The following is a 24035-nucleotide window of genomic DNA, read 5'->3' on the forward strand; positions in this document are numbered from 1 at the left end:
TCCGGGGTCGCAACCCCCAGCGTACGGACGGTGCCGACCCGGCAACACAGCTCGCCTTGACCTCGACGTTCGCGTCATCACCAGTGCGAGTGAGCAGGGGATCGCCAAGGCGTGGAAGCCGATCGACGGCAAGCAGGCTCCGGAGCTGAACAAGCACCACCAGCGCTGGAAGATCATCGAGGCCGACCGGGTCCACGCGGACGCCGCCCGGGCCATGGTGGAGGACCACCCTCGTCGACCGGTACGCCTCGGAGTCGGAGCTGCGGGAGGTTCTGGCACCACCCACCCGATGGCGCACATCAAAGAGCCTTCCGTCACTGCACTAACGCCGTGGGACACCCGACGGTTACGGACAGGACGCAGCAGGCGTCGACTATCGAAAGAGACACCCAGTGAACGACACGCCCTTCCCTCCTCAGGACCCGAACCAGCCGAAACCGGGCCAGCTCGGGCAGCCCAGCCCCGGCCAGGCCCCCAAGCCGCCGATGCCTCCCAAACAGCCGTGGGCCACCGGCGACAAGAAGAAGCGCTGGCCCTGGGTGGTGGGCGGCTGCTTCGCCGCCGCGATCCTCTTCCTCGGCATCGCCGCCAACCAGCACGAGAACACCCCGACGGCGTCCGAGACCGCCCTCGCCTCCCGCACCAGCGCCGCCGCCGCGACCCTGTCAGCTCAGCAGGCCGAGGCGAAGCGGCTCGAGCAGGAGGAGATCAAGCGGCAGCACGAGGAGGAACGGGTCCGCCGCGCCGCCGAGGCCGAGGCCGAAAGTAAGCGGCAGCAAGAACTCCTGGCCGCGAAGATGGACCGGGGCACCTACGAGCAGATCGGCGACCGTGACTTCGCCCTGTTGGCGAAGGACCCGGACGCCCACAAGGGCCGCAAGCTGGTGATCTACGGGGTGGTCACCCAATTCGACTCCGCGACAGGGAAGACCACGTTCCGCGCCGAGACCGGCGCCAACCCGGGCGACTACTACGACTACGACGTGAACTCCATGGTCGGAGTGCTGTCCACCACGGCCGCGAATGTGGTCGAGGACGACCTGGTCACCCTGTACGTCGAGGTCGTCGGCTCCTATTCCTACGACACCCAGATCGGCGGCAACACCACCGTGCCGAAGTTCTTCGCGAACATCGTCGACGTCACCGGGAGCAAGTAGGGATGCACCGAGTGGTTCCCCTGCTGCTGGCAGTGAGGCTCTGGCACTGGCCGGGTGCAGCTCGGAATCCGTGCCCCGGGAGGAGACGGTCACCACGCAGGTAACCACCACCCACGGAGGTTCGGCCGACGAGGGCGAGGCCCGGTCAGACCGTGGCCCGGCCCACCGTCTCGGAGACGTTGGCCCCGCAGGAGAGAGCGTTCATCGATGAACTGAACTTCCACTGGCGCGGGGTCAGCGTGACAACCGTCCTCGGGCTCGGGGCGGACGTGTGCGCGCAGCTCGACTCCGGTGTGGACAGGAAGGTGGTCATGCAGATCATGACCGAAGCCTCCGACGCCCGAGAACGCGGAGAACCTGATGTACGCGTCGACGAAGGCGTACTGCCCACAGTACTTCACCGGCGCCAAATAGGCCTGAATAAGGCTTGCCCTGGCGGAATCCCGTCTACCAGAGGGTCCGCCGGTTACTTCCATCTGCCCATCCAGCCCGGACACGATCTCCGGACCCGACACGGCGTGACCGCTCATCCCATCCCTGCACTCCCCATTGACGGGGGTCGATCAGCGCACCTCGTGCCCCACGCCGCCATCGCGTACCAACGCTCACTGCTCTCCCCCTCGTCACCACCTACCCGGAAGGATCTGCCATGACACAGCCCCCGCCACCGAACGGGTACTACCAGCAACCCCAAGCGCACTACCCACCGCAGCAGCCCCCCGCACCTGGTCCCCAGTACGCAACGGGCACATACGGAATGCCGCCGCAGGGATACCCACCCGCCGCTCCGAAGACCAAGCCCAAATGGCCCTGGATCGCCGGCGGGATCGTCGCACTGCTCGTCATCGCCGGCCTCGCCGGCGGCGGCAACGACAACAAGTCCGCCGCCACTGCAACAACCACCACCGCGGTCGCGGCACTGGCACCGAAGATCACCACCACGACCGCAGCACCCACCACGGTTCCCGCGCAGGTCACACTGCCCGACGTCGCAGGACGCAACGGTGAAATCGTGCGACAGGAACTGTCCAAGCTCGGCCTGACCAACGTCTCCCTCGCCTCCGCCGACCCGTATGACACCCTCGTGATCATGGCCGCGAACTGGACCGCCGTCAGCATCGAGCCGGCCCCGGGAACCATCGTCGCCGGCGACGATCCGGTCGTCGTCACACTGACGAAGAAGTAGCACGTGGGCCGGTCTTTCGCCTCGAAACATCCCGTCCTGACCGGACTGGGCGTCCTGTTCGTGCTCGGGTTGATCATCAAGTACTGGTGGGTGATCGCCGCAGCGGCGGCCCTCGCCGCGATCGCGTACGGCGGCATCGGAGTGTGGGAGAACCACCGCGCCCGGCAGGGTGCCGAGCACCAACGCCGGCAGGAGCTCGCCGCACGAGCCACCTACGAGCACAACCTGTACCTGCAGGGCCACCCCGGCGGCGTGTACGGGCAGTACCACCCGCCCGCTCCCTGACAGGTGGCACCGACAGGCGGGACCTTCCAGGCCGCCGACCCCCACCTCGCACCCAGCGTCCCCTGGTGGTCGCCCTCACCGCAGAATCCGCGGTGAGGGCCAGGGCCGAGAACGATTCCTTCCGGTTACGGACCCGTCTGCGAACAGGATGAGAGGGAAGCGCTGACATGGGCGTTCCCGTAACGTTCGCCACCGGATGGGCGATCTAACAAGCACACTCATCTCTTCCCTCAGGGGTCCGGAGCCTCGCTCAGACGCTCGCTGCCCTGGACAAGGACGAATGTTGAATACCTCTATCACACACCGTATTTCAGGAAAGAAGAACTGCGGTTCACCGAGGTGCTGACGGATCACCGGGCCACCCTCAGCGCTCCCGCCCATCGCGTCGCCACTCCGGCGAGACCGTCGAGGCGGCGCGCACTTGCGTCGGCGGAATGGCATCGGTGGCGGGGCAACCACAACACCCGATAACCCGGATGCGTGTCCCGGCGGCGGGACCCTCTAATCTGGCGGATCCGAACACCCAAAGCATCAGGAAGCAGCAGGCATGGCCACCGACTACGACGCCCCACGGGTCACCGAATCCGACGAGACGGACACCTCCCTCGAACAGCTGACCGCCAGCCGGAAAGACACCCAGTCCCCCGTCGTCGACGTCGAAGACACCGACACCGCCGAATCCTTCGAACTACCCGGCGCCGACCTCTCCGGCGAAGAACTCACCGTCCGCGTCATCCCCAAACAGGCCGACGAATTCACCTGCACCAGTTGCTTCCTCGTCCACCACCGCAGCCGCCTCGCCGACCCCGCGCAGCTGATCTGCCGAGACTGCGCCTGAGAACGCCGGAGCAGCCGACGACTCGGACGTTTCCGATAGAAACGGTGCGATCCTCCGCGCCACCACCCGACCGGAGGACCACCTCTCGCCGTCTCGCGCACACTCGCGGCACGACGGCCTGACCTCGTTCATCCACGAGCCTGTCGGGCGCATGGCGATGAACGCGGTGGGGCGGGCGGGGCTCGAACCCGCGACCAAACCGATGATGAGTCCACAGCTCTCACCGCCGAGTCCGGGTTCGGGGCGGAGCGGTAGGAGCCCGGATCGATGGTCACATCTTTGGTGTCCACGAAGACCAGCCGCCCGTCGTCGAGCGCGACCGCCCACCGATGCACCGGCGCCCACTCGTGCCCACCACCGTCCCCCGCCCACAGGTGGCTCCAGCACGACTCCCACACACCGCCGTCAGCCACGTCGGATCGCACGAGATCGTTCGACACTGCTCAGCTCATCGAGAACCTCATCGAGCACGGTCGCCGGGATACGGAAGTCCTCACCCCTCCCACGCACAAAGTCGTCCGCATATATAGGCGAGCATGGCCAGTCCACACCCGAGGTCCGCTGCGGTTCGATCGCCCACAACCTCATCCTGCCCTGAGCGGGCGGTCATCAGAGCGCGCCGCTCGACACACACCAGTGGCACCGTCAGTGCGGCGCACCCTCCTGGTCACGGGGAGGACTTGGCGTTCGAGCAACTCAGCAAGCACCTCGACGGTGACCTCCACGGTGCCGAACATGCGATCACCCTCCATGGCGGCGCGGGCGACGGCCCGGGCCGAGACGGCATACCGCGGCAACAGCAGTCGGTCGGTCACGCTCATCAGCGGACCCCCACCCATTTCAACCGAGCGGGAGCGGCAACTTCGCCGCAGCGTCCTGGAATGCTCGCACAATCGCGGCCGAAATCCGACCGCGCAAGGACACTTCACGGCCCTCCCCGATTGCCCACTCGCGAATCTCCTTGGCCGTCGCCTTCGCCGGAGCGGTGCCCGCCGCCGCTCCCGTCACCGGAGCCTTCTTCACGCCCGTCGCTTCCACAGCCGACTCCGCCACCGTCGCCTTCGCCGTCGCCTTCGCCGGAGCCTTCCTCGCGACGTTCTTTTTCACGGCAGGCGTCTTCACGCCCGTCGCTTCCACAGCCGACTCCGCCACCGTCGCCTTCGCCGGAGCCTTCCTCGCGACGTTCTTCTTCACGGCAGGCGTCTCCGCGGCCGTCGCATCCGCAGCCGACTCCACAGCCGCCGTCTTCGCCCCTGCCGTCTTCGCGGCCGTCGTCTCCGCGGCAGTCGTCTTCGCGGCAGTCGTCTTCGCCGAAGCCTTCTTCGCCGCCGGAGCCTTCTCCGCGACCGTCTTCTTCGCGACCGACGTCTCCGCCGGAGCCTTCTCCGCAACTACCTTCTTCACAGGCGTCTTCTTCGCCGGCATCGCTTCTGCCTGAACCTTCTTTGCCTGAGCGTCATGGAAGGCTCGCTCGATCTCGGCCGAAACCCGACCGCGGGGCGACACTTCACGCCCCTCTCCGATCGCCCACTCGCGAATCTCCTTGGTCGTCGTCTGCGCGGGAGCCTTGCCGACCGCCGCCGCGCTCTTCGCCGGAACGTTCTTCGCAGCCACCTTCTTCGCCGCCGGTGCCTTCTTGGCGACTGCCTTCTTCGCGGCTACCTTCCTCGCTGGCGCCGTTTTCGTCTGAGCGTCTTGGAAGGCTTGCTCGATCTCGGCCGGAATCCGACCGCGGGGCGACACTTCACGACCCTCTCCGATCGCCCACTCGCGAATCTCTTTGGTCGTCGTCTTCGCCGCAGCCTTGCTGACCGCCGCCGCGCTCTTCGCCGGCGCCTTCGTGGTGACTATCTTCTCCGCGACCGACTCCTTTGCAGCCACCTTCTTCGCCGCCGGCGCCTTGTTGGCGACTGTCTCCTCCGCGGCCGCCTTCTTCGCGGCCGGTGCCTTCGCGGCCGGTGCCTTCGCGACCGTCTTCTTCGCGACCGTCTTCTTCGCGGCCGTCTTCTTCGCGGCCGTCTTCTTCGCGGCCGTCTTCTTCGCGGCTACCTTCGTTGGCGCCGTTTTCGCCTGAGCGTCATAGAAGGCTTGCTCGATCTCGGCCGGAATCCGACCGCGGGGCGACACTTCGCGACCCTCTCCGATCGCCCACTCACGGATCTCCTTGGTCGTCCTCTTCGCCGAACCTGCGGAATTCCTCGGTGATACCGCCATCGTGCTCTCCTTCTACATCGGCAACGTCGACCGCACACAGTAACGGCAGGCCCGTCTCGGTAATGAGGAAGCTCACCCGAACTGACATTTCAATTGTCTCAAGACATTGCCCATGTGAGCTAACCAACACGACCCGTTTTGGGGTTCACACTCACGTCGCTCATGCAGGACGAGCGCGGCTCGCCATGGCAGGGTTGATCTCCAACGAAATTCCGAAATTGTCTCGGCGGCTAGGGATTTAGTCTGGTTGCTTTGACGCTTTCTGTGTTCAGGCGGCGAGCGGGCGTGCGCCTTACGGCCCCCACCATCCACCCGGCGACTGTGCCGCAACTTCCGGCGGTGCAGCGTCTCCCGGACTTCCGGTCGCAGCGGTACCGACCCTGCGGCGCAGGCGCGCGCCGGCCACATCCCAGCTGCCGGGAGAACACTGTCATGACCGCGGCACCGCACGTGGAGTGTGGTCACTGCCACCGACTACGACGCACCCGCAAGTCACCGAATCCGACGACACAGCGGACACCTCCCTCGAACAGCTCACCGCCAGCCGGAAAGACACCTCATCCCCCGCCGTGGACGTCGAAGACACCGACACCGCCGAATCCTTCGAACTACCCCGGCGCCGACCTGTCCAGCGACGAACGCACCGTCCGCGTCATCCCCCACAATCCGACGAATTCCCCTGCACCAGTTGCCTTCTGGCCCACCACTTGCAGCCGTCCTCGCCCGGGGTGGGCAGCTGATCTGCCGGGACTGCGCACTCTCACAAGGCGACGCCACGTGACTGTCCTCCTCGACGCTCGACCTAGGGGCACAGGTGACAGCGTGGCACCAGATCCGCGCGCATACCCACGCTGACCGCCGCATCGATGATCCGCGGCCACATCCTCGGTTCGGCGAGCGCGAAGTCCTGCACCTCCCCGCCCGTGTCGGTGACCACCTCGATCCGGGACTCGGTGTTCCACAACGCCACAGCGGGTCCGTTCGAGTGTGCAGCGTCGTAGTAGACGCCGTGGATCCGGTGCCGGGCCACCGGCTGATCCTCATAGATCGCCCGCGCCCACTCCTGGGTACGCGGCCGCGGATGCTCGCCGGTGGCCAGCGACGGCAACGCACCGATTCGCATCGCCGCGCCCTGACCCCGCAGATCGAGCACAGCCAGCGGCGCCGTCGGTCGCAGCAGCGCCACCCGGTACCGCGGGCACACTGCAGCGGCCGGGTAGTCACCGAACACCTCACCGACGGCCGTGGCCACGTTGCCGGCGACATACAGCACCGACCGGCCGTCCGGGCACTGCCGCGGAACGCCACCCGGTGCCGGCAGGTGCGGATCGAGGCGGTGCAACGGCACGAAGCTGCGGTGGGTGATCCCGTCCGGGGTGTGCGGGGACGGGTGGTAGATGCGGCACCACCGCCACGGGTGCCCCGCACTGGGGTTCCGCCACCGCCACATCCAGGCTTGTCCGCCGCGCAGCGGCCGTACCGGTGCGCCCAGGGCGGCTACCACGCGGCCGCGGTACCCACCTGAGCCGCCCGCACCACGTCGTCGACGTGTCCGGCCGCCAGCGCCTCCACGGGGGTGGCGCCGTCGAGGTCACTGTTCGGGGCGAGAGCCCATTCGGTCAACGACACCGCACCCCCGGCGAACACCGCGGTCACCTTGGCGAGCCCGGGCACAAATCCCAACTCCGAGTCCGCGCTGAACTGCCAGGACGGCAGCCTCCACTCCCGGCCCTTCTTCAGCCCGACCAGATCCCCCGCCTTGAGCCGGTCGAGGACCGCCTGCTCGGACACATCGAGCAACTCCGCCGCCTCCGGGCGGGTCAGCGACGCCTCCACCACCGCACGGCGCGCCTGATACTGCCGGCGCAGGTTCACCAACGCCGCCGCTTTCCGCTCCGCCGGTGACGGTCCCGGGCCCCACAACGCACGGTCCAGCCCGTCTGCGTCCTCACCGACCACACCGAGCACGAAACTCTCCCGCTCGACCTCCGGCACACTCGCCAGCGCATCCTCGAGGACCGTCGAAAACCCCGCCGCCCGGCCGGTGCGGCCCTTCCGGCCGGCCGCAGCCGCCGTACGAGGATTGGTGCGTTCAGCGTGCGCCTTGGTGCTCATACCCCCATGCTACGCCGTCAAACAAGATAAACAAGTTACGCAACCTGCGGTCTCCGGAGCGATAGAAGTCACCAATACCTCGACCGCGTCCATCACACCGACCGAGTTTGCCAGGCACGTCAGCGGCGGATGCTGCCGAGAGGGGCGACCCCGTAGTCGGATGTCACCACCGGCATCGTCGCCACTGCCGCGGGCACCACGACGCTCAAGCGGTCGGCTCAGTCGGGTCCTCGGGCGAGCCCGGCGGGGTTTTTCCTTGGTCGGGAACACGCGCTCCGTGCGCCTGCGACTTCTATCTCGGTTTGGTGTGATGCAGCGACACGGCTCTGTGTTTTCCGCAGCCATGAATCTTCCCGAACACGGCGTGGGCGACAGTACCCCAGATTTCGACACACAATCGAAGGACGAAGAAGCGGAACTTGCTGGGGGGTGAGTGATGCGCCCGGAGGAATCGGCGCCGGCGCCCACACCGATCCGGTGGTGGCGGCTGCGTCCCTGGAGCCGCAACCACCTGATGCGTCGAAGCGACCGCATCGAGACCACCCTGGTATTACTCGCCGCGATACTGGTCCTGTTGGCGATCCCCGTCGCCGCCGCGTTCGGAACCGCGACGCACACCCGGCTCGAACACCGCACCCAGGCACTGCGCGCCGGCATGCATCAGGTACCGGCCGTTCTGCTCGAGGACACTCATCCCGCGCCCCGACACCCTGGAAGTCTCGCTTCGTTCCGTCGGCACTGCGGGATACTGCCCGGGCCCGCTGGTCCACCCCGCACGGGCACCGCACCGCACCAGTGCCCACTGAGGGCCCGCCAAGTCGGGTCAGACGGTCACCCTCAGTGTCGACGCCGACGGTGACCTCACCGGCCCCATTCCCAGCAGCCGGGAAATCACCGTGCTGGCTGTGAGCGCCGCGTTCGGAGTATGGGCATCCGCCGCCGACGCTGTCCTGCTCCCCATGACCCTCGCACACATACTGTTGGCCCGTAACCGGTCGCGGCAGTGAGAGAAAGAGTGGACACAGTTCGACATGCCACCGCGATCGCCCACAACCCACATCGCTGGACCGGCCACTCCCGCTGACGGGACGCGCACCGCTTACAGCACCCGCCGGGCGCTGATCTGTCAACGCGATAGTCCAGTGCACTACCGGACGGGGCCGATCCGCCCAGGACACACTCGGAACTGCTGACGCCGACCTCGACGTGGCGAAACGGCACACCGCACGGCTGGAAAAAGCGCGAATGACCGTGGTCACCGCCGACGAAGTTTCGGCGGGCCACTCGCTGTAGCAGTCCGCCGTAGGCCCACCCATCTCTCCTCGGCGGATGGCCGTGAATCGGTTCGAACCGACGCACACCCGAACGAAGTCCGATCAGTGGCAGGGAGATGGAGAGCACGTATTTTTTGCTTTTCATTGCCTGATTTCCGAGCGCATTGGCTTCGAGGAGCGTCCTTTTCGATACCTCCGGACAGGGAATGACGTCGACCGCCCCTTGGGAGGACACCCGGTGGGGCGGTCGACGAGTACGTCGATCATCTCCAGGGAGGACACCCGGCGGAGACGATCGACGAGCTGGTGGGCACGGTGACTGTTCGTCAGTGTCTGCGGTGAGAGAGGAAGTCGAGCCCGACATTCCGGGCAGGGAAGACGGCGTTCGATGGGTCAGTCCCTCACCGATTCCGGCATTTCGGTCGCCGTGGGATCGAGGGGTGATGGTGCGGAGTCTTTCAGTTAGGCAGGTGTCGGCGCGTCCTCCCGGATCAGCCCCGCGGCCCTCAGATCGTCCCAGAATTCGGTTGGGATCGGGTGTTCGAGCCAGGCCGCGTTCTGCCGCAGCTGCTCGCAGTTCCGTGCACCCAGCAGAAGCTCCCGTACCGCGGGATGCGCGGCCGCGAACTGAATCGCGGCGGCCGTCAACGGAACCCGATGACGCTCGCAAAACTTCTCGATGTCACGCACCCGGCTCAGCACCTCTTCGGGTGCGGGCTGGTAGTTGAACTTGGCGCCGGGCACCGCACCGGTGGCCAGGATGCCCGAATTGAACACACCGCCGAGGACGATCGCGACGTCGCGCTTAACCGCGAGCGGCAGCAGGTCCGTCACCGGATCCTGCTCGATCAGTGTGTATCTCCCCGCGAGGAGGATGCAGTCGAGATCGACGCGTTCGAGGGCGTCGACGCAGACGTCGGCCTCGTTGACCCCGACGCCGATCGCCCGGACTACGCCCTCCTCCCGCAACCGGATCAGCGCGGGGAACGCACCCTCGAGCGCTTCCGCGAACCGTGCGGGCTGGGCGTCGCCGTGCGTGTACCGGTCGACGTCGTGCACGTACAGGATGTCGAATCTGTCCTGGCACATGCGCTGCAGGCTGTCCTCCACCTGCCGCAGGACCGCGTCGTACGAGTAGTCGAAGTCGGCCCGGAACGGCGGGGTGTCCACCCAGATTCCGGTGTCGAACGACCCATGCGGTGCGGGTGTCAGCGTGCGCCCCACCTTCGTGGACAGCACGTAGTCGTCGCGGTCCCTGGTCAGCAGTGCATGGCCCACCCGGTGCTCGGACAGTCCGTGCCCGTACATGGGTGCGGTGTCGAACGAACGCACCCCCATCTCCCACGCCTCGGTGATCTGAGCCTGGGCCTGTGTTTCGGGGATCGGCCGGAAGATGTTGCCGATGGGCGCACCGCCGTAGCCGAGCAGGGTCACGTCGAAGCCGTTGCGGCCGAACCTCCGAGTGTCGTTAACCTTCATGAGTTCTCGCCTCCGTTGCCGAGGAACAGGGTGCCCGGGTCGCGCATCACGGCGTCCATCTCGCGGTGGCACACGAGGGTGATCGCGGCGACGACGAGCTCTGAATAGAACTGGTCGTGGAACCACTTGTCGCCGCTGTACGCCACGACCAGCCCGCCCTCGCCCACCGCGCTGCCACCCCATTTGGTCCAGCCTTGTTGGTAGAGGTACGGATGCAGCTGCTGAACGGCATGCGATGGCAGGCCGGTGGTCCAGCTGATCCGCGCTTTCGACTCGGCGATCGTGTCGTACGGCCCGGCCCAGTCCCTCTTCTCACCCCAGCTGTGGCGGTAGACGACGGGTAACTCCGCGTCGGCGGATGGGGTGACGCCTGGCCGGAGCACGACGAGATGTCCCGGAGATCCGTGGGAGAGGTTCTCGATCGACGGTCGAGCCAGCTCGGCCGCCTCCCGAGCCACGTCCTCGGTCAGTCCGGAAAAATGGGTCATCCGGTCATTCTTCCCCACGGATCAGGTCGATTGCCTTCTCGGCGATCATCACCGTGGGTGCCTGGGTGTTGGAACTGACGATGCGCGGCATGACGGACGAGTCGACCACCCGCAGACCCTCGATGCCGATCACCTTCAGTTCCGGTGAGACCACGGCGTCGTCGCCGACACCCATCGCGCACGTGCCGACCGGGTGGTATGAGGTGCGGCCGTATGCGCGCACGAACTTCACGTAGTCGTCTTTCGTGTTCACCGACAGACCGCCGGCCAGATGTTCGGCCTTGATGTGCCGGGCCATCGACGACTGCGCCATGATCTCGCGGCTCTGCCGGAGCCCTTCGATGCTCGACTCCAGGTCGAAGTCGGTGGCGAGGAAGTTCGGGTCGATCAGCGGCGGGGCGGTGGGGTCGTTCGATCTGATCTTCACCGAGCCGCGGCTCTCCGGCCGCAGTGAGTACGAGTTCAGGGTGCAGCCGTAGCCTGGGCGGACGGCGGCGACACCGGCCTCGACGCCGGCGGCGGGCAGGAAGTGGAATTGCAGATCCGGAATCGACTCCGCCGCGTGCCCGAAGCTGAACCCGCCGGCCTCGACGACCGTCGACGCCAGCGGGCCCCGCCGGAAGGCCGCGTATTCGAGTCCGGCCTTGGCCGTGGCCGGCCGCATCAGGTTCAGGCGGTCGAGGCTCTGGTACTCGCGGAGCTCGTAGATGACGTCGAGGTCGCAGTGATCGTGCAGGTTCCGGCCGACACCGGGAAGGGCATGGGCCACGTCGACATTCGCGTCGCGAAGGTCGTCGGGGTGACCGATCCCCGACAGCTGCAGGATCTTGGGTGATCCGAACGCACCCGCGGCGACCAGCACCTCGCGGGATGCGCGGAACGTCTCCACACCGTGCGGGGTGAGCACCTCGATTCCGGTGGCGCGCCCGCCGTCGAGCAGCACCCGCGACACGGCAACGTTCTCCCGTACCGTCAGGTTGGGTCGCTTCCGGGCGGGTGCGAGGTACGCGACCGCGGCGCTGCACCGGCGGGCGTTCTTCGTGGTCGTCTGATAGAGGCCGACACCGTACTGGTGCTTGCCGTTGAAGTCACCGTTGAACGGCAGCCCGAATTCCTGACCCGCCTGGACGAACGACTTCGACAGCGGATGCGGATTGATGGGATCGGAGACGCCGAGTGGCCCGTCGGTGCCGTGGTACGGCGCCGACAGCCGTTCGTTGTCCTCTGACCGGAGGAAGTACTTCTGGATCTCCTCGAACGACCATCCCGCGCAACCGTATTTCAGTGCCCACTCGTCGTAGTCCTCGTGCGCGCCGCGAGTGAACACCTGCGCGTTGATCGAGCCGCCACCGCCGATGACCTTGCCCTGGGCGAGGGGGATGACCCGATCGTTGCAGTGTTTCTGCGGAACGCTCGAGAAGCCCCAGTCGTACTTGCTCGCGGTGAGTTTCGCGAAGCCCGCGGGCACGTGGATGAACGGATGCCGGTCGTTGCCGCCGGCCTCGAGCAGGAGAACGCGGACCGTCGGATCCTCGGTCAGCCGCCCGGCCAGCACACAGCCCGCGGTGCCGCCGCCCGCGATGACGTAGTCGTAGGTGGCACTCATCGGTTGCCTCCGGTCCAGTTCGGAAAGACGCGCTTGCGTGGTCCGGTGCGGATCTGAATGGTCTTGACGTCGGTGAACTCGTCGAAGCCGGCCTGGCCCATCTCGCGGCCGAACCCGCTCTGCTTCATGCCGCCGGCAGGCAGCTGCGGGGCGCCGTCGATGGTGGTGTTCACCCACACGCGGCCGCTGCGCATCTCCTTCGCCACCCGCAGCGCCTTGTCGATGTTCTTGGTCCAGATCGATCCGGCGAGTCCGTATTCCGTGGCGTTGGCGAGCCGGATGGCGTGGTCGACGTCGCTGAACCGGGTGATGGTGAGCACGGGTCCGAAGATCTCCTCCTGGAAGGCGGCGGACTCCTCGGTCACGCCGTCGAGGATCGTGGGAGCGACGAAATGCCCACTCTCCCAGTTCTCGCCGTCGAGCCGGTCACCGCCGGTCAGGACGGTCGCGCCGTCCCGCCGGGCCGCGTCGATGTGTCCGAGCACCTTCTCGAGGTGGCCGGCGTCGATCATCGGTCCCAGTTCGCTCGCGTCGTCGAGCGGTCCGCCCACCGTGATGCGCCCGGCGGCGTCGACGAGGCGGGCGAGGAACGCGTCCGCGATCGAGTCCTGGACCAGGAGCCGGGCACCCGACACGCAGCACTCGCCCTGGTTGAAGAACACCCCGAAGAGGACGCCGTCGATTGCGTCGTCGAGGTCGGCGTCGTCGAACACGACGCTGGCGGCCTTGCCGCCCAGTTCCATCGACAGTCGCTTGACGCTGCCCGCCGAGGCCTCCACGATGCGCTTGCCGGTGGCGGTGCTCCCGGTGAACGACAGGATGTCGACCAGGCTGCTCTCCGCGAGCGGGGCACCGACCTCGGCCCCCGCGCCCGTCACCACGTTCACCACGCCGTGGGGAACCCCGGCCTCGGTGAGCAACCGGGCCAGCTCGACGGCGGTGCCGGATGTGAACTCGGACGGCTTCACCACCGCCGTGCAGCCCGCGCCGAGCGCGAACGGCAACTTCTGCGCGAGCAGGAGCAGCGGGAAGTTCCACGGGATGATCATGCCGACCACGCCGGCGGGTTCCCGGACCACCATGGCGGTGCAGTCGTCGCCGAGCGCCGTGTGCGCCTCACCGTGCATCGTCATGGCCAGCGCCGCCGCGTACTCGAACAACTCGATGCTCGCCCCGATGTCGCCGCGGGCCAGGGTGATCGGTTTGCCCGACTCCTCCGCGTCGATCCGGGCGAGTCGCTCCTCGTGTTCGCGCATCAGCCCGGCGCAGCGCAGCAGCGCCCGGCCGCGGTCCATCGCGGTCCAGTGCGGCCACTCGCCGTCGTCGAAGGCCTCCCGCGCGACCGCAACGGCCCGGTCCGCGTCGGCGCGGGTGCCCGCGGTGAACGTGGCGACGACGCGGCCGTCGGCCGGGCTGACCCGTTCGATGATGTTGTCCGACGGGGGCACGCTGCGCCCGCCGATGAAGTGTCCGTAGCTGCGGATCTGTGTTGCTTCGACTGTCGACATCTTTGGCAGTTCCTCGTCAGTGTTCGTGGATCAGGACACCACGCAGGTTGAGCCCCGCGTGCATGTCCACGTATGCGTCGTTCACCTGGTCCAGGCTGTAGCGCCGGGTGATCAGTTCGTCCAGCTTCAGTCGTCCCGACTTGTAGTAGTCCAGCAGGGCCGGGATGTCCCGGGTGGGGTTGCAGTTGCCGAACAGGACCCCGCGCAGATGCTTGGCGTAGACAACCAGTTCTAGCGGGCTGATCGGGATCCCTGGTTCGTTCTGGCCGATCGACACGACGGCGACGGTTCCCTCCTTGCGGACGGCGCCGAACGCGTCGGCGATCAGCTGTCCGTCGACCACGCCGACGGTGACGACGGCGCTGTCGGCGCCCTGCCCGTTGGTGACCGAGCGGACGAACGGCATGGCCTCGTCGATCGACGCGTACGCGTGGGTGGCGCCGAGTTCGAGGGCTCGTTCGCGTTTGAACGCGACCGGGTCGACCGCGACGACGTGCGCGGCACCGGCGTGGTGGGCGCCCTGCACCGCGTTGATCCCCACACCGCCGACCCCGACGACCAGCGTTGTGTCCCGGGGACGGACACCTGCGCCGTTCACGGCGGAGCCCCACCCGGTGGCGACCCCGCACGAGACGAGGCAGGCCACGTCGAACGGGATGTCGTCGTCGATCTTGACGGCCTGGGCTTGCGAGGTGACGAGGTAGTTCGCGAACGTGCCGAGGCGTTGCATGGCGCCGATCGGCCGCCCGGACTGCGTGGCGAATCGCGCCGTTCCGTCGAGCATGAAACCGGCCTCCATACCGGCCCCCGTGTCGCAGATATATTGCATCCCCTGCGCGCACCATGCGCAAGTTCCGCAGGCCGGCAGGTAGGCGGTGGCGACGTGATCGCCGGCGGCGAGCCGGGTGACACCGGGTCCGACCGCGTCGATCACACCGGCACCCTCGTGTCCGCCGACCAACGGTAGCGCGTTGGGGATGTCACCGGTGACGAGGTGGTCGTCGGAGTGACACAGTCCGGACGCCATCACCTTGATCCGCACCTCGCCGGGTCCGGGCTCCGCGAGGACGAGGTCGTCGACCTCCCACTTGCCGCCTACTTCGGAAATCACCGCACCGCGTGCCGTCGTACTCATCGTTCTCCTTCGAATCTCACACTGACACAGAGTCTTACTTGATGATCGAGAGCCGGCTGCGGTCGAGGGTCACGGCGACCGCGACGATGACGACCGCGCCGTACACGATCTGCTGGAAACTGGGGTCGATGCCGGCCACCGAGCCGCCGACCCGGAGAACGGTGACCACCAGGGCACCGACGAGGACCCGCCACGCTCCGCCGATTCCACCGGTGATGGCGCAGCCGCCGACCAGCACGGCCGCGATGGCGGGGAGGAGCAGCGAATCCGCGAGTTGCGGTGCGGCGCTCTGCTGCTGGGCCGACAATACGATACCCGCCGCGCCCGCGAAGAATCCGGAGAGGGCGAATGCGCCGATCCGGACGATCCGGGTGCGGACGCCGCTCATCATCGCGGCCTTCTCACTCAGCCCGACGAGGTGAAAGACGTTGCCCCGCGGCGAGAACCGCATCGCGCAGAATATCGCGGCCACCGCCGCCACCGCGGCCCACACCGCCATGGGGAGACCGAGTACCGTCCACGAACTGAGCCAAAAGATCGCGTCGTAACCTTCGCTGATGTAGATGGTGGTCGACCCGGACACCACGAGTGCGACCGCACCCCAGAACCCCAGCGCCCCGAGCGAGACGACGAACGACGGGACCTGCCCGAACACGATCAGCAGACCGGTCAGCGCACCGATCAGAGTCAGCGCCACGAGGGTGACGGCGACGGCGAGCGGACCGAGGGAGCCGATCGCCGTCGCCAGGATCACCGTGGCCAGCGACGCCAGCGCCGCCACCGACAGGTCGATGCCGCCGGTGAGGATGACGAACATCTGGCCCAGCCCGAGCAGCAGAATCGGGACCGCCTGCGCCGAGACCACCGCGAGGGCGTTCATCGACAGGAAGTTCGGTTCGGCGAGAGCGACGAGTAGGACGAGCGCGACCAGCACGACCGACGGGCCGGCCAGCCGCAACCGGTCCCGCATCGTCCGGGACACCGCCGGCGCCGCACCCTCGGGTGCGCGCATATCGGCGGAAGTTCTCGCGGTGAAAGTTTCTGTTGCCACGGCGATCACATCATCTTCTCGAGGAGTTGGAGTTTGCTGGGCGGGTTTTCGGGCGGCGAGTCGAACGCGCCGGTGATCTCGCCGTCCCGCATCACGATCACGCGGTGGCCGAGGCCGATCGCCTCGTCGAGGGTGTCGGCGAGCACCACAATCGCCACTCCCCTGTCGGAGAGGTCACGGAAGACGGCGTAGAGGTCTTCCTTCGCGCCGATGTCGAGGCCGCGGGTGGGGTGGTCGAGAACCAGTACCTTCAGGCCGTCGCCCAGGATCCACTTGGCCACCACGGCCTTCTGCTGGTTGCCGCCCGACAGTCGCGCGATGTCGGCGTCGGGGTCGGCGGGCCGGATGCCGAGTTTCTCGATCCAGCCGCGGGCGGTCTCTTGCACTCGGGCGCCCGAGGAGATCCGGCCACCGCCGGCCTTCACCGGATGCACTGTCGCGATGTTCTGCGCCACGGTCGCTCCCGAGATCATGCCTTCGACGCGACGCTCGGCGGGAACATATGCGACACCGGACCGCACGGCGTCCGCGGGTGATCCGGGGGCCGACCGCTGTCCGTCGATCTCGACGGTTCCAGAGTCGACGGGGATCGCGCCGAAGACGGCGCGGGCCACCTCCTCGCGCCCGGAGTCGACGACGCCGACCACCGAGACGATCTCGCCGGCGTGGACGTCCAGCGACACCTCCTTCGCCTTGCCGCCGCAGGTGAGGTTGCGAATCGACAGGGTCGGTGTGCCGGTCCGGGAGACGGCCTGCTTGCGCTCCGACGAGTAGATTTCCTCGGCCGCGCCCTTCCCGATCATCAGCTGGTATAGCTCGGATTCGGTTGCCGTCGAGGCGATCCGCTCACCGACCACCTTGCCGTCGCGCAGCACGTACACGCGGTCGGAGAAGCGGAGAACCTCGTCGAGACGGTGGGAGACGAAGATGACGGAACCGCGCTCCTTGAGGGCGGTGACCCGGCGATGGAGCACCTCGACGTCCTCGGGTTCGAGCACCGATGTCGGCTCGTCGAGAATGAGCAGCGGCGGGTGTTCCACCTGCCTGCCGCCGACGGCGCGCGCCACCTCCACCATCTGGCGCTGGGCGAAGCCGAGCGTCTCGGTCAGCGCGCCAGGGTCGACCGTCGACTCCACCACCGACAACATCTCCTGGGCTCGGGCCCTGATCTTCCGTCGGCGGAGGAACCCGGCACGGGCGGTGTCACCCTCGTGTCCGAGGACCAGGTTCTGGCCGACGGTGAGGTTCGGGAGCAGCGACTGCTCCTGGTGCACCACTCCGATCCCGTGGTCGGCGGCGTCAGCCGGACTTCCGAAGCTCACCTCGCGCCCGCCGAGGACTATCCGGCCGCCATCCTGGTGGTGGACTCCCGCGAGGATCTTGAGCAGCGTGGATTTTCCGGCGCCGTTCTCGCCGATCAGCCCCACGACCTCGTTCGGAGCGATAGACAGGCTCACGTCGTCGAGGACGGTGTTGGGTCCGAATTTCTTGGTGACATTGCGGAGTTCCAGGAGAGATGTCATTTCACGACCCTCAATCGACTGCGGGCGGGCCACCCGGTGGCGATCACCGCGACAACGATGATGAGACCCTGCGCGCCCTGCTGGATGTACGGGCTGGCGCCCGACAGGAGAAGTCCGTTGCCGAGGACAACGAGGAGCAGCACACCTACTAGGGAATGCAGGGGTCCGCCGCGACCGCCGCTCAGCAGCGTGCCGCCGACGACCACCGCGGACAGGGTGAGGAAGAGGCTTCCCGATCCGACGCTCACGTCGCCGACGCCGAGCCGGATGGTGGCCAGCACTCCGCCGAGCCCGGACAGCAGTCCGGCCACGGCGAACAGGATGATCTTGGTGCGCCCGACCGGGACGCCCGCCAGGCGACTGGTCGCCTCGTCGCCGCCAATCGCGTAGGTGTGCATGCCGAGCCGGGTTCCCTTGCACAGCAGCACTGTCACGACCACGGCGGCGAGCGCGAACACCACGACGACGGGAAGTCCGAGCCAGTGGCCGCCTGCCCAGGCCGTGAGCGACGGGTCGGCGAGCTGAGGGGTGGCGGTGCCGAAGAGCACGGTGGCGACACCGAGGCCGACGAACCAGGTCCCCAGTGTGACGAGGAAGGACGGCACCCGGACGACGACGTGCAGCACGCCGTTGATCACTCCGAAGAGCAGACCGACCCCCAGCGCCAGCAGGACCGCGAGAAGTCCAAGGTCGTTGCCGTTGACGCTGTTCGCCGCGAGCAGGACGAACGTCAGCCCGCTGGCCGCCATCACGCCCTCGATCGACAGGTCCACGCCGCCCACCAGGACCACCAGCGTGGCGCCCATCGCGAGGACCATGGGAATCGCGGCCTGCTCCACGATCGCTATCGCGTTGCTCGCCGTCGCGAAGCCGGGAGCCAGTGCCGCGAATACGGCGCACAGTCCCAGCAGGGCAGCAAGCGGACCGGCCGTGGCGAGCAGTCGGCGCACGCGTAGCCGTGTGGTTCGGGCGGGCGCGGGCGGTTTTGCGGGGGTCGTCACCTCCCCGGCCACTTCAGTCGTCGACATCGTCACTCCTTCGGAAGATTGTGTGGTTCGTGAATCGTGAGCGGGGGTTATCGGGCCACCGGGCCGGTGATGCGGGAGAACGGATCCTGCACGGACCGCACGATCTCCTCGTCACTCGGGACGGCGAGGAACTGGTCGGCGTTGGTCGCGGTAATCAGTGTCTGGTCGACGTAGAATTCGCGGTTCTCCCGGGGCAGCGACTCGACATCGAGTGCGCCGGTCATGGCCTGGTAGCAGATGGCGAGTCCCATCGCGCCGTTGAAGTAGGGGTCGGTCGTGTAGGTGGAGAGCAGTTCCCCGTTTGCGATGGCGGCTAGTCCTTCCGGGGTGGCGTCCGCGGCGCTGGCGATCTTGATCTCCCCGGCGCGGCCCGCCTCGCGCACCGCCTGCAGAGCGCCCAGTGCCATGGAATCCGTTGCGGCCCAAATGCCGTTAACCTGGTCGCCGTATTTGTTGAGCAGGGTCTGTGTGGTGGTGTAGGCCTTGTTGCGGTCGAAGTCGGCGGGTTGGTCGTCGAGCAGGGTGACGCCGGATTGTCCGTCCATGGCCTGCTGGAAGCCCTGGAACCGGGTCTGGCTGATCTCGTTGGCGAGCAGACCCTGCAGCGCGATCACGCCGCCGGTGCCGCCGAGCGAATCGGCGAGGGCCTTGCCCGTATCGGCGCCCTGCTGGATGCCGTCGTAGGCGACGTAGGACGCCCAACCGTTCCCGACGTCCCAGGGGTGGAGGTCTGCTGGCTTGCTCCACTGGGTGACCGCGCAGCCGCCGCTGTTCTGCACGGCGCGCACGATCGCGGGGGTGTCGGCGCTGGTGTTCGGGTTGATGTTGAGCAGGACGGTCTTGCCTGCGGCGAGCACCGACTGCAACTGCGACAGCGCGTTCTGCGAGTCACCGCCGTAGACGATCACCTTCAGTTCGATCCCCAGCGATTCGGCGTACGCGCGGCTGCCTTGCACCCACGCGGCCTCGTACGGGTTGGTCAGCGACCGGACCTCGGAGACCATCACCATGTCGCTCCGGTTGACGGCAGCCCCGTCCCGTTCGATCTGTTCCGATCCCGTCGAGCAGGCGATGGCGGAGCTCGCCATGACGGAGACTGCCGCGGCAACGCCGACGGCCCGGGCTGCCGCCCTGATTGATCGTTGCGTCCGTGTCATCGTTCGTCCACTTCCTGAAAATGAATGTAAACGCTTTCTTACCCGTGATTGCCGTCACAAGTCAAGCGCTTCTTGGTGTAGTCAGGGGTTATCCGGATGGGCCGGACACATGAGAAATCGGTTACAAGCTGCTGGTGAGGCGGGCGGCCGCGGTCGCGCCTGCCACGCGGCACCACATCGTGGGTGCGGCGAGTGCAGCTTCGGAGCTCCCCGCCAGGTCGGACAGTGAGATCCCGATGCCGGGCGGCGACGCTGTTAGGCGGCCTGCGACGACCACGGATCGGGTCGCGGTCTCCGCGCACCGTTCCAGCACGGAACCGACGAGTTTGCCGGACAGCGACGTTGCGTCGAATTGGCCTTCACCGGTGACCACGACGTCGGCGCGGTCGAACTCGGCGCTCAGCCCGGTGAGCTCCGTGATGCGGGCGGCGCCGGGCACCAGCCGGCCGCCCCAGGCCGACAGTCCGAATCCCGTGCCTCCCGCCGCTCCCGCGCCGGGTTCGTCGGGACTGCACGGCAGTCGTGCGCCGAGGCAGGTGGCGAACGTCGCGAGCGCGCGATCGAGGCGGTCGCGCTCCGCGGGGTCGGCGCCCTTCTGTGCCCCGAAGACGTGCGCCGCCCCCTGTGGGCCGCACAGGAGGGCCGTCGTGTCCGTCAGTAGTTCGACGCCACCGGGCGGGGGGGCGGTCAGCGAGCCCACGTCGATCGAGGCGAGGGCGGCCAGGCCGGCGCCCCCGTCGGGAATCTCGCGGCGGTCGCGGTCCAGGAGCTTCGCGCCGAGCGCCCGCAGTGCGCCCGCACCGCCGTCGGTGGACGCGGAACCGCCGAGTCCGATTAGCAGCGCCTTCGCACCGTCCGCGAGGGCTGCGGCGATCACCTGTCCCAGGCCGGTCGTCGACGCTCCCCCTGGATCCGGCGAATCCATCAGGGGCAGCCCACTCATCTGGGCGAGCTCGATCACCGCCGTGCCGTCCGGGAGTAGCAGCCAGCGTCCGGTGGTCGGACGTCCGTCGGGGCCTCGAACCCCCGGCACCTCTCGCCACACGCCGGTGTCGTGGCAGGACGCGACGGCGTCCACCGTGCCTTCGCCGCCGTCCGCTTGCGGGAGCAGGACCAGCTCGTCGTTCGGCCGGACCGTCGACCAGCCGGCTGCCAGAGCGGCTGCCACCTCCGACGCGGTCAGTGAGCCCTTGAACGAATCCGGGGCGATCGCCACCCGCATCGGGCCGGCGTCAGGTGACGTCATCGGGGTGGGGTCCCGTGCGCTGATCCCGATTCAGGGCCGAGATCGCGTCCATCTCCGCGGCAGACAGCCGGAAGTCGAACACGTTCGCGTTCTGCCGCATCCTGTGCACCGCAGAAGATTTGGGCAGTGGAATCGTCCCGATCTGCATGTGCCAGCGGAGCACGATCTGCGCGATCGACACACGGTGCCGGGCCGCGAGCGCAGTCAGCAATGGGTGGTCGTTCAAATGTCCCCTCGCCAGCGGCGCCCACGCCTGGGTGTGGATGCCCATCGACCGGTGCAGATCCATCAGTGCGGACTGTGTGAGCAGCGGGTGCAGTTCGATCTGATTGACCGTGGGGGTGATCGTCGCGATCTCCGCGAGCCGCTCGAGTTGTTCGGGCTGGAAGTTCGACACGCCGATCGCCCGCACCCGTCCGTCGTAGTACAGCTTTTCGAGTGCGCGCCACGTCTCCAGATAGAGCTTGCGGCTCGGTGCCGGCCAGTGGATCAGACACAGGTCGATGCGGCCCAGTTTCGCCGCACTCGCCGCGAACGCGTCCAGTGTCTGCCGGTAGCCGTGGTCCTCGTTGGAGATCTTGGTGGTCACGAAGATCTCGTCCCGATTGACATCGGCCCGGGCCAGCGCCGCGCCCAGAGACGCCTCGTTGCCGTACATCGGGGCCGTGTCGAACGCGCGGTAGCCCGCGGACAGTGCGTGAGACACCGTGGAACCCATGTCCTCGTCGGGGATGGTGAACAGGCCGAACCCGAGCGCGGGCATCGTGACGTCGTTGTTCAACGTGACCGCGGGAACGGTCGCCAGGCGCGTCATGTGATCGAGTACCCGCCGTCGACGGGCAGGACCACCCCGGTGACGTACCGCGCGGCGTCGGAGACCAGGAACAGCACCACGTCGGCGACGTCGTCGCCGTCGGCGAACCGTTGCAACGGGATACGGCTCAGCGTCTGGGCGCGGAAGTCTTCCTGGCCCAGCACGTCCGCTGTCATCGGGGTTTCGATGTAGCCCGGTGAGACCGTGTTGACGCGCACGCCGAGGGGGCCGAGTTCCACGGCCAGACCCTTGCCGAGCTGAGTCAGTGCGGCCTTCGTCGCGCCGTAGGGAACGATGCCCGGGACGGCGCGATCCGCGGACAGCGACGCAATGTTCACGATGGCGCCGCGGGCGTCGACGAGCGACTTGGCCGCCTGCCGCGTCAGCCGGTAGGCCGCCGACAGATTGACGTCGAGGAGGCGTTCCCACCCGTCCTCGTCCACGTCGATCGCCGTGGTCCGCAACTGGATCCCGGCCGCGTTGATCAGGATGTCCAGGCGCCCGGACAGGTGCTGGGCGAGATCGACCGCGCGTGCGCCGAACTCGGGGTCGGTGAGGTCGCCGCAGAGGCCGTGTCCGCCGAACTCCTCGGCGACGTCGGTGACCTTCGGGTCGGCGTCGGCCGCCACCACGAGTGCCCCGCTGCGAGCGAGGGCGCGGGCGATCGCCGAACCGATGCCGCCGGCCGCACCGGTCACGATGGCGGTCTTTCTGGACAGATCGACCGAGGTAGTGGGTTGTGCAGCGCCGCTCATGCCGCGGCTCCCTTCAGTACTGACCGGCTGATGATGAGCCGCTGCATTTCGCTGGTGCCTTCGTAGATCTTCGTGATGCGGGCGTCGCGGTAGAGGCGCTCGACCTCGTATCCGCGGATGAAGCCGTTGCCGCCGAACACCTGCACGGCGGCGTCGGCGTGGCGCACGCATCCCTCTGACGCGTAGAGCTTGGCCATCGAGCAGAGCGTCTCGGCGTCCGCTACCCCCGTGTCGAGCGCCCGTGCCGCCTCGACCGCCAGCGCGGTGCCGGCCCGCAGCTCGGTGGCGACGGTGGCGAGGGAGAAGGAGATGCCCTGGTTGGCGGAGATCGGCTTGCCGAACTGGCTGCGGTCGAGGGACTGCCGGGTGGCGGCGTCCAGGGCGGCGCGGCTGATGCCGAGGCTCAGGCCCGAGATGCCGAGACGGCCCTTGGCCAGCACCTTCATCATGTACCCGAACGCCTTGCCTTCGTCGCCGAGGAGGGCGTCGGCCGGCAGTTGGACGGAGTCGAACACCAGCCCACCGACCTGCGAGGCCCGCTGGCCCATCTTGTGTTCGTGGTAGGCCCGGCTGACGCCGGGCTGGTCGACGTCCACCAGGAAGACGGAGATGCCGCCGCGCTTCCCGAGTTCGGGGTCGGTGACGGCGAGGACGACGGCGAAGTCCGCGACGGGGGCGTTGTGGATGTAGATCTTCTCGCCGGTGAGCACCCAGCCGTCGCCGCTGCGGACCGCCCGTGTGGTGATCGACCCGAGGTCGGAGCCGGATCCTGGCTCGGTGAGCGCGTAGGCGCAGCGCTTCTCGGCGGTGAGCATGGGGCGCAGGTACTGCTCCTGCTGCTCGGGTGTGCCGTAGTTGCCGAGCAGGCTGCCGAGGATCTCGACGAGGCCGCACTGGTCGGCCACCGACGCGTACCCGTAGGACAGGGACTCCATGACGAACAGGTAGTCGAGGGCGGTGCCGCCGACCCCGCCGAACTCCTCGGGCACGGTGATGCCGAAGAGCCCGATCTTGCCCATCTCGCGGTAGATCTCTTCGGGGAATCGTTCGGTCTCGTCCAATTCGGTGGCGACCGGGCGGATCCGTTCGTCGACGAACTCGGCGACGAGCGTGCGTTCGTCGGCGCCGAGCACCGACGAGGGGATGACGCTGTTTCCGGTTGACATGTGGTTCTCC

At 67.7% G+C, this 24035-nt stretch carries 24 protein-coding genes and 1 pseudogene; 5 read left to right on the plus strand and 20 right to left on the minus strand.

The features are described from left to right. Window positions 1-392 precede the first annotated feature (392 nt). A complete protein-coding gene (locus JQT59_RS00090; protein ID WP_213570968.1) occupies window positions 393-1157 on the plus strand; it encodes a hypothetical protein in 765 nt (254 codons plus the stop codon). Window positions 1158-1302: 145 nt separating this feature from the next. On the opposite strand, the gene JQT59_RS00095 is transcribed toward JQT59_RS00090, so the two are convergent. After that, complete coding sequence (locus JQT59_RS00095) at window positions 1303-1470, minus strand: hypothetical protein (RefSeq protein ID WP_213570970.1); 168 nt, start codon at window positions 1468-1470, stop codon at window positions 1303-1305. 336 nt (window positions 1471-1806) lie between these two features. On the opposite strand from JQT59_RS00095, the gene JQT59_RS00100 reads away from it, so the two are divergent. The 3 genes from JQT59_RS00100 to JQT59_RS00110 all read left to right on the plus strand — a co-directional run bounded on the left by JQT59_RS00100 (window position 1807) and on the right by JQT59_RS00110 (window position 3466). Next, on the plus strand, window positions 1807-2343 hold the full coding sequence (locus JQT59_RS00100; RefSeq protein WP_213570972.1) for a PASTA domain-containing protein: 537 nt from the start codon (window positions 1807-1809) through the stop codon (window positions 2341-2343). Between the two features lie 3 nt (window positions 2344-2346). Further along, on the plus strand, window positions 2347-2628 hold the full coding sequence (locus JQT59_RS00105) for a hypothetical protein (protein ID WP_213570974.1): 282 nt from the start codon (window positions 2347-2349) through the stop codon (window positions 2626-2628). A gap of 547 nt (window positions 2629-3175) precedes the next feature. Beyond that, window positions 3176-3466, plus strand: coding sequence for a DUF4193 domain-containing protein (locus tag JQT59_RS00110; RefSeq protein ID WP_213570976.1), 291 nt, complete (start codon window positions 3176-3178; stop codon window positions 3464-3466). Between the two features lie 128 nt (window positions 3467-3594). On the opposite strand, the pseudogene JQT59_RS36490 reads toward JQT59_RS00110, so the two are convergent. The 3 genes and pseudogenes from JQT59_RS36490 to JQT59_RS00120 form a co-directional block, all read right to left on the minus strand. Continuing rightward, window positions 3595-3825, minus strand: a pseudogene (locus tag JQT59_RS36490) (hypothetical protein); the annotation flags it as partial. Between the two features lie 225 nt (window positions 3826-4050). After that, entirely contained in the window at window positions 4051-4287 is a 237-nt protein-coding gene (locus JQT59_RS00115; protein ID WP_213571575.1) for a hypothetical protein, read from the minus strand. A 19-nt stretch (window positions 4288-4306) separates the two neighbouring features. Continuing rightward, a complete protein-coding gene (locus JQT59_RS00120) occupies window positions 4307-5680 on the minus strand; it encodes an Lsr2 family DNA-binding protein (RefSeq protein ID WP_213570977.1) in 1374 nt (457 codons plus the stop codon). 455 nt (window positions 5681-6135) lie between these two features. Here JQT59_RS00120 and JQT59_RS00125 point away from each other — a divergent pair, with 455 nt between their 5' ends. Next, on the plus strand, window positions 6136-6420 hold the full coding sequence (locus tag JQT59_RS00125) for a DUF4193 family protein (RefSeq protein WP_213570979.1): 285 nt from the start codon (window positions 6136-6138) through the stop codon (window positions 6418-6420). A 62-nt stretch (window positions 6421-6482) separates the two neighbouring features. Here JQT59_RS00125 and JQT59_RS00130 read toward each other — a convergent pair whose 3' ends face one another. The 16 genes from JQT59_RS00130 to JQT59_RS00205 form a co-directional block, all read right to left on the minus strand. After that, window positions 6483-7184 (minus strand): RES family NAD+ phosphorylase, encoded by a 702-nt coding sequence (locus JQT59_RS00130; protein WP_213570981.1) that lies wholly within the window; start codon window positions 7182-7184, stop codon window positions 6483-6485. Continuing rightward, window positions 7178-7795: a helix-turn-helix domain-containing protein gene (locus tag JQT59_RS00135; RefSeq protein ID WP_249353556.1), complete on the minus strand. Its 618-nt coding sequence runs from the start codon at window positions 7793-7795 to the stop codon at window positions 7178-7180. The genes JQT59_RS00130 and JQT59_RS00135 overlap by 7 nt, the downstream gene beginning before the upstream one ends. Before the next feature lie 550 nt (window positions 7796-8345). Then, entirely contained in the window at window positions 8346-8534 is a 189-nt protein-coding gene (locus JQT59_RS00140; protein WP_213570983.1) for a hypothetical protein, read from the minus strand. A 997-nt stretch (window positions 8535-9531) separates the two neighbouring features. Continuing rightward, window positions 9532-10548, minus strand: a complete 1017-nt coding sequence (locus JQT59_RS00145) for an aldo/keto reductase (protein ID WP_213570985.1) — start codon at window positions 10546-10548, stop codon at window positions 9532-9534. After that, entirely contained in the window at window positions 10545-11036 is a 492-nt protein-coding gene (locus JQT59_RS00150) for a hypothetical protein (RefSeq protein ID WP_213570987.1), read from the minus strand. Before JQT59_RS00150 ends, JQT59_RS00145 begins: the two co-directional genes overlap by 4 nt. 4 nt (window positions 11037-11040) lie before the next feature. Continuing rightward, window positions 11041-12642 (minus strand): GMC family oxidoreductase, encoded by a 1602-nt coding sequence (locus tag JQT59_RS00155; RefSeq protein WP_213570989.1) that lies wholly within the window; start codon window positions 12640-12642, stop codon window positions 11041-11043. Further along, window positions 12639-14150 (minus strand): aldehyde dehydrogenase family protein, encoded by a 1512-nt coding sequence (locus JQT59_RS00160; RefSeq protein ID WP_213570991.1) that lies wholly within the window; start codon window positions 14148-14150, stop codon window positions 12639-12641. The genes JQT59_RS00155 and JQT59_RS00160 overlap by 4 nt, the downstream gene beginning before the upstream one ends. Window positions 14151-14166: 16 nt before the next feature. After that, window positions 14167-15285 carry a Zn-dependent alcohol dehydrogenase gene (locus JQT59_RS00165; protein ID WP_213570993.1) on the minus strand — a complete coding sequence of 373 codons (1119 nt, stop codon included), beginning with the start codon at window positions 15283-15285 and terminating at the stop codon, window positions 14167-14169. 34 nt (window positions 15286-15319) lie between these two features. Further along, the gene (locus tag JQT59_RS00170; RefSeq protein WP_213571532.1) at window positions 15320-16297 is read right to left on the minus strand and encodes an ABC transporter permease; all 978 of its coding nucleotides are present in this window, start codon (window positions 16295-16297) and stop codon (window positions 15320-15322) included. A 44-nt stretch (window positions 16298-16341) separates the two neighbouring features. Continuing rightward, complete coding sequence (locus tag JQT59_RS00175; RefSeq protein WP_213570995.1) at window positions 16342-17859, minus strand: sugar ABC transporter ATP-binding protein; 1518 nt, start codon at window positions 17857-17859, stop codon at window positions 16342-16344. Further along, window positions 17856-18887: an ABC transporter permease gene (locus tag JQT59_RS00180; RefSeq protein WP_213570997.1), complete on the minus strand. Its 1032-nt coding sequence runs from the start codon at window positions 18885-18887 to the stop codon at window positions 17856-17858. The genes JQT59_RS00175 and JQT59_RS00180 overlap by 4 nt, the downstream gene beginning before the upstream one ends. Before the next feature lie 47 nt (window positions 18888-18934). Beyond that, complete coding sequence (locus tag JQT59_RS00185; protein WP_249353557.1) at window positions 18935-20044, minus strand: sugar ABC transporter substrate-binding protein; 1110 nt, start codon at window positions 20042-20044, stop codon at window positions 18935-18937. 121 nt (window positions 20045-20165) lie between these two features. Beyond that, a complete protein-coding gene (locus JQT59_RS00190) occupies window positions 20166-21290 on the minus strand; it encodes a glycerate kinase (protein WP_213570999.1) in 1125 nt (374 codons plus the stop codon). Continuing rightward, on the minus strand, window positions 21277-22104 hold the full coding sequence (locus tag JQT59_RS00195) for an aldo/keto reductase (RefSeq protein WP_213571001.1): 828 nt from the start codon (window positions 22102-22104) through the stop codon (window positions 21277-21279). The genes JQT59_RS00190 and JQT59_RS00195 overlap by 14 nt, the downstream gene beginning before the upstream one ends. Next, on the minus strand, window positions 22101-22859 hold the full coding sequence (locus JQT59_RS00200) for an SDR family NAD(P)-dependent oxidoreductase (protein ID WP_213571003.1): 759 nt from the start codon (window positions 22857-22859) through the stop codon (window positions 22101-22103). The genes JQT59_RS00195 and JQT59_RS00200 overlap by 4 nt, the downstream gene beginning before the upstream one ends. Then, entirely contained in the window at window positions 22856-24025 is a 1170-nt protein-coding gene (locus JQT59_RS00205) for an acyl-CoA dehydrogenase family protein (protein WP_213571005.1), read from the minus strand. The genes JQT59_RS00200 and JQT59_RS00205 overlap by 4 nt, the downstream gene beginning before the upstream one ends. Window positions 24026-24035: the final 10 nt, after the last annotated feature.

This window comes from Rhodococcus sp. USK13, from assembly GCF_018343855.1.
Taxonomy (GTDB): Bacteria; Actinomycetota; Actinomycetes; order Mycobacteriales; family Mycobacteriaceae; genus Rhodococcus_F; species Rhodococcus_F oxybenzonivorans.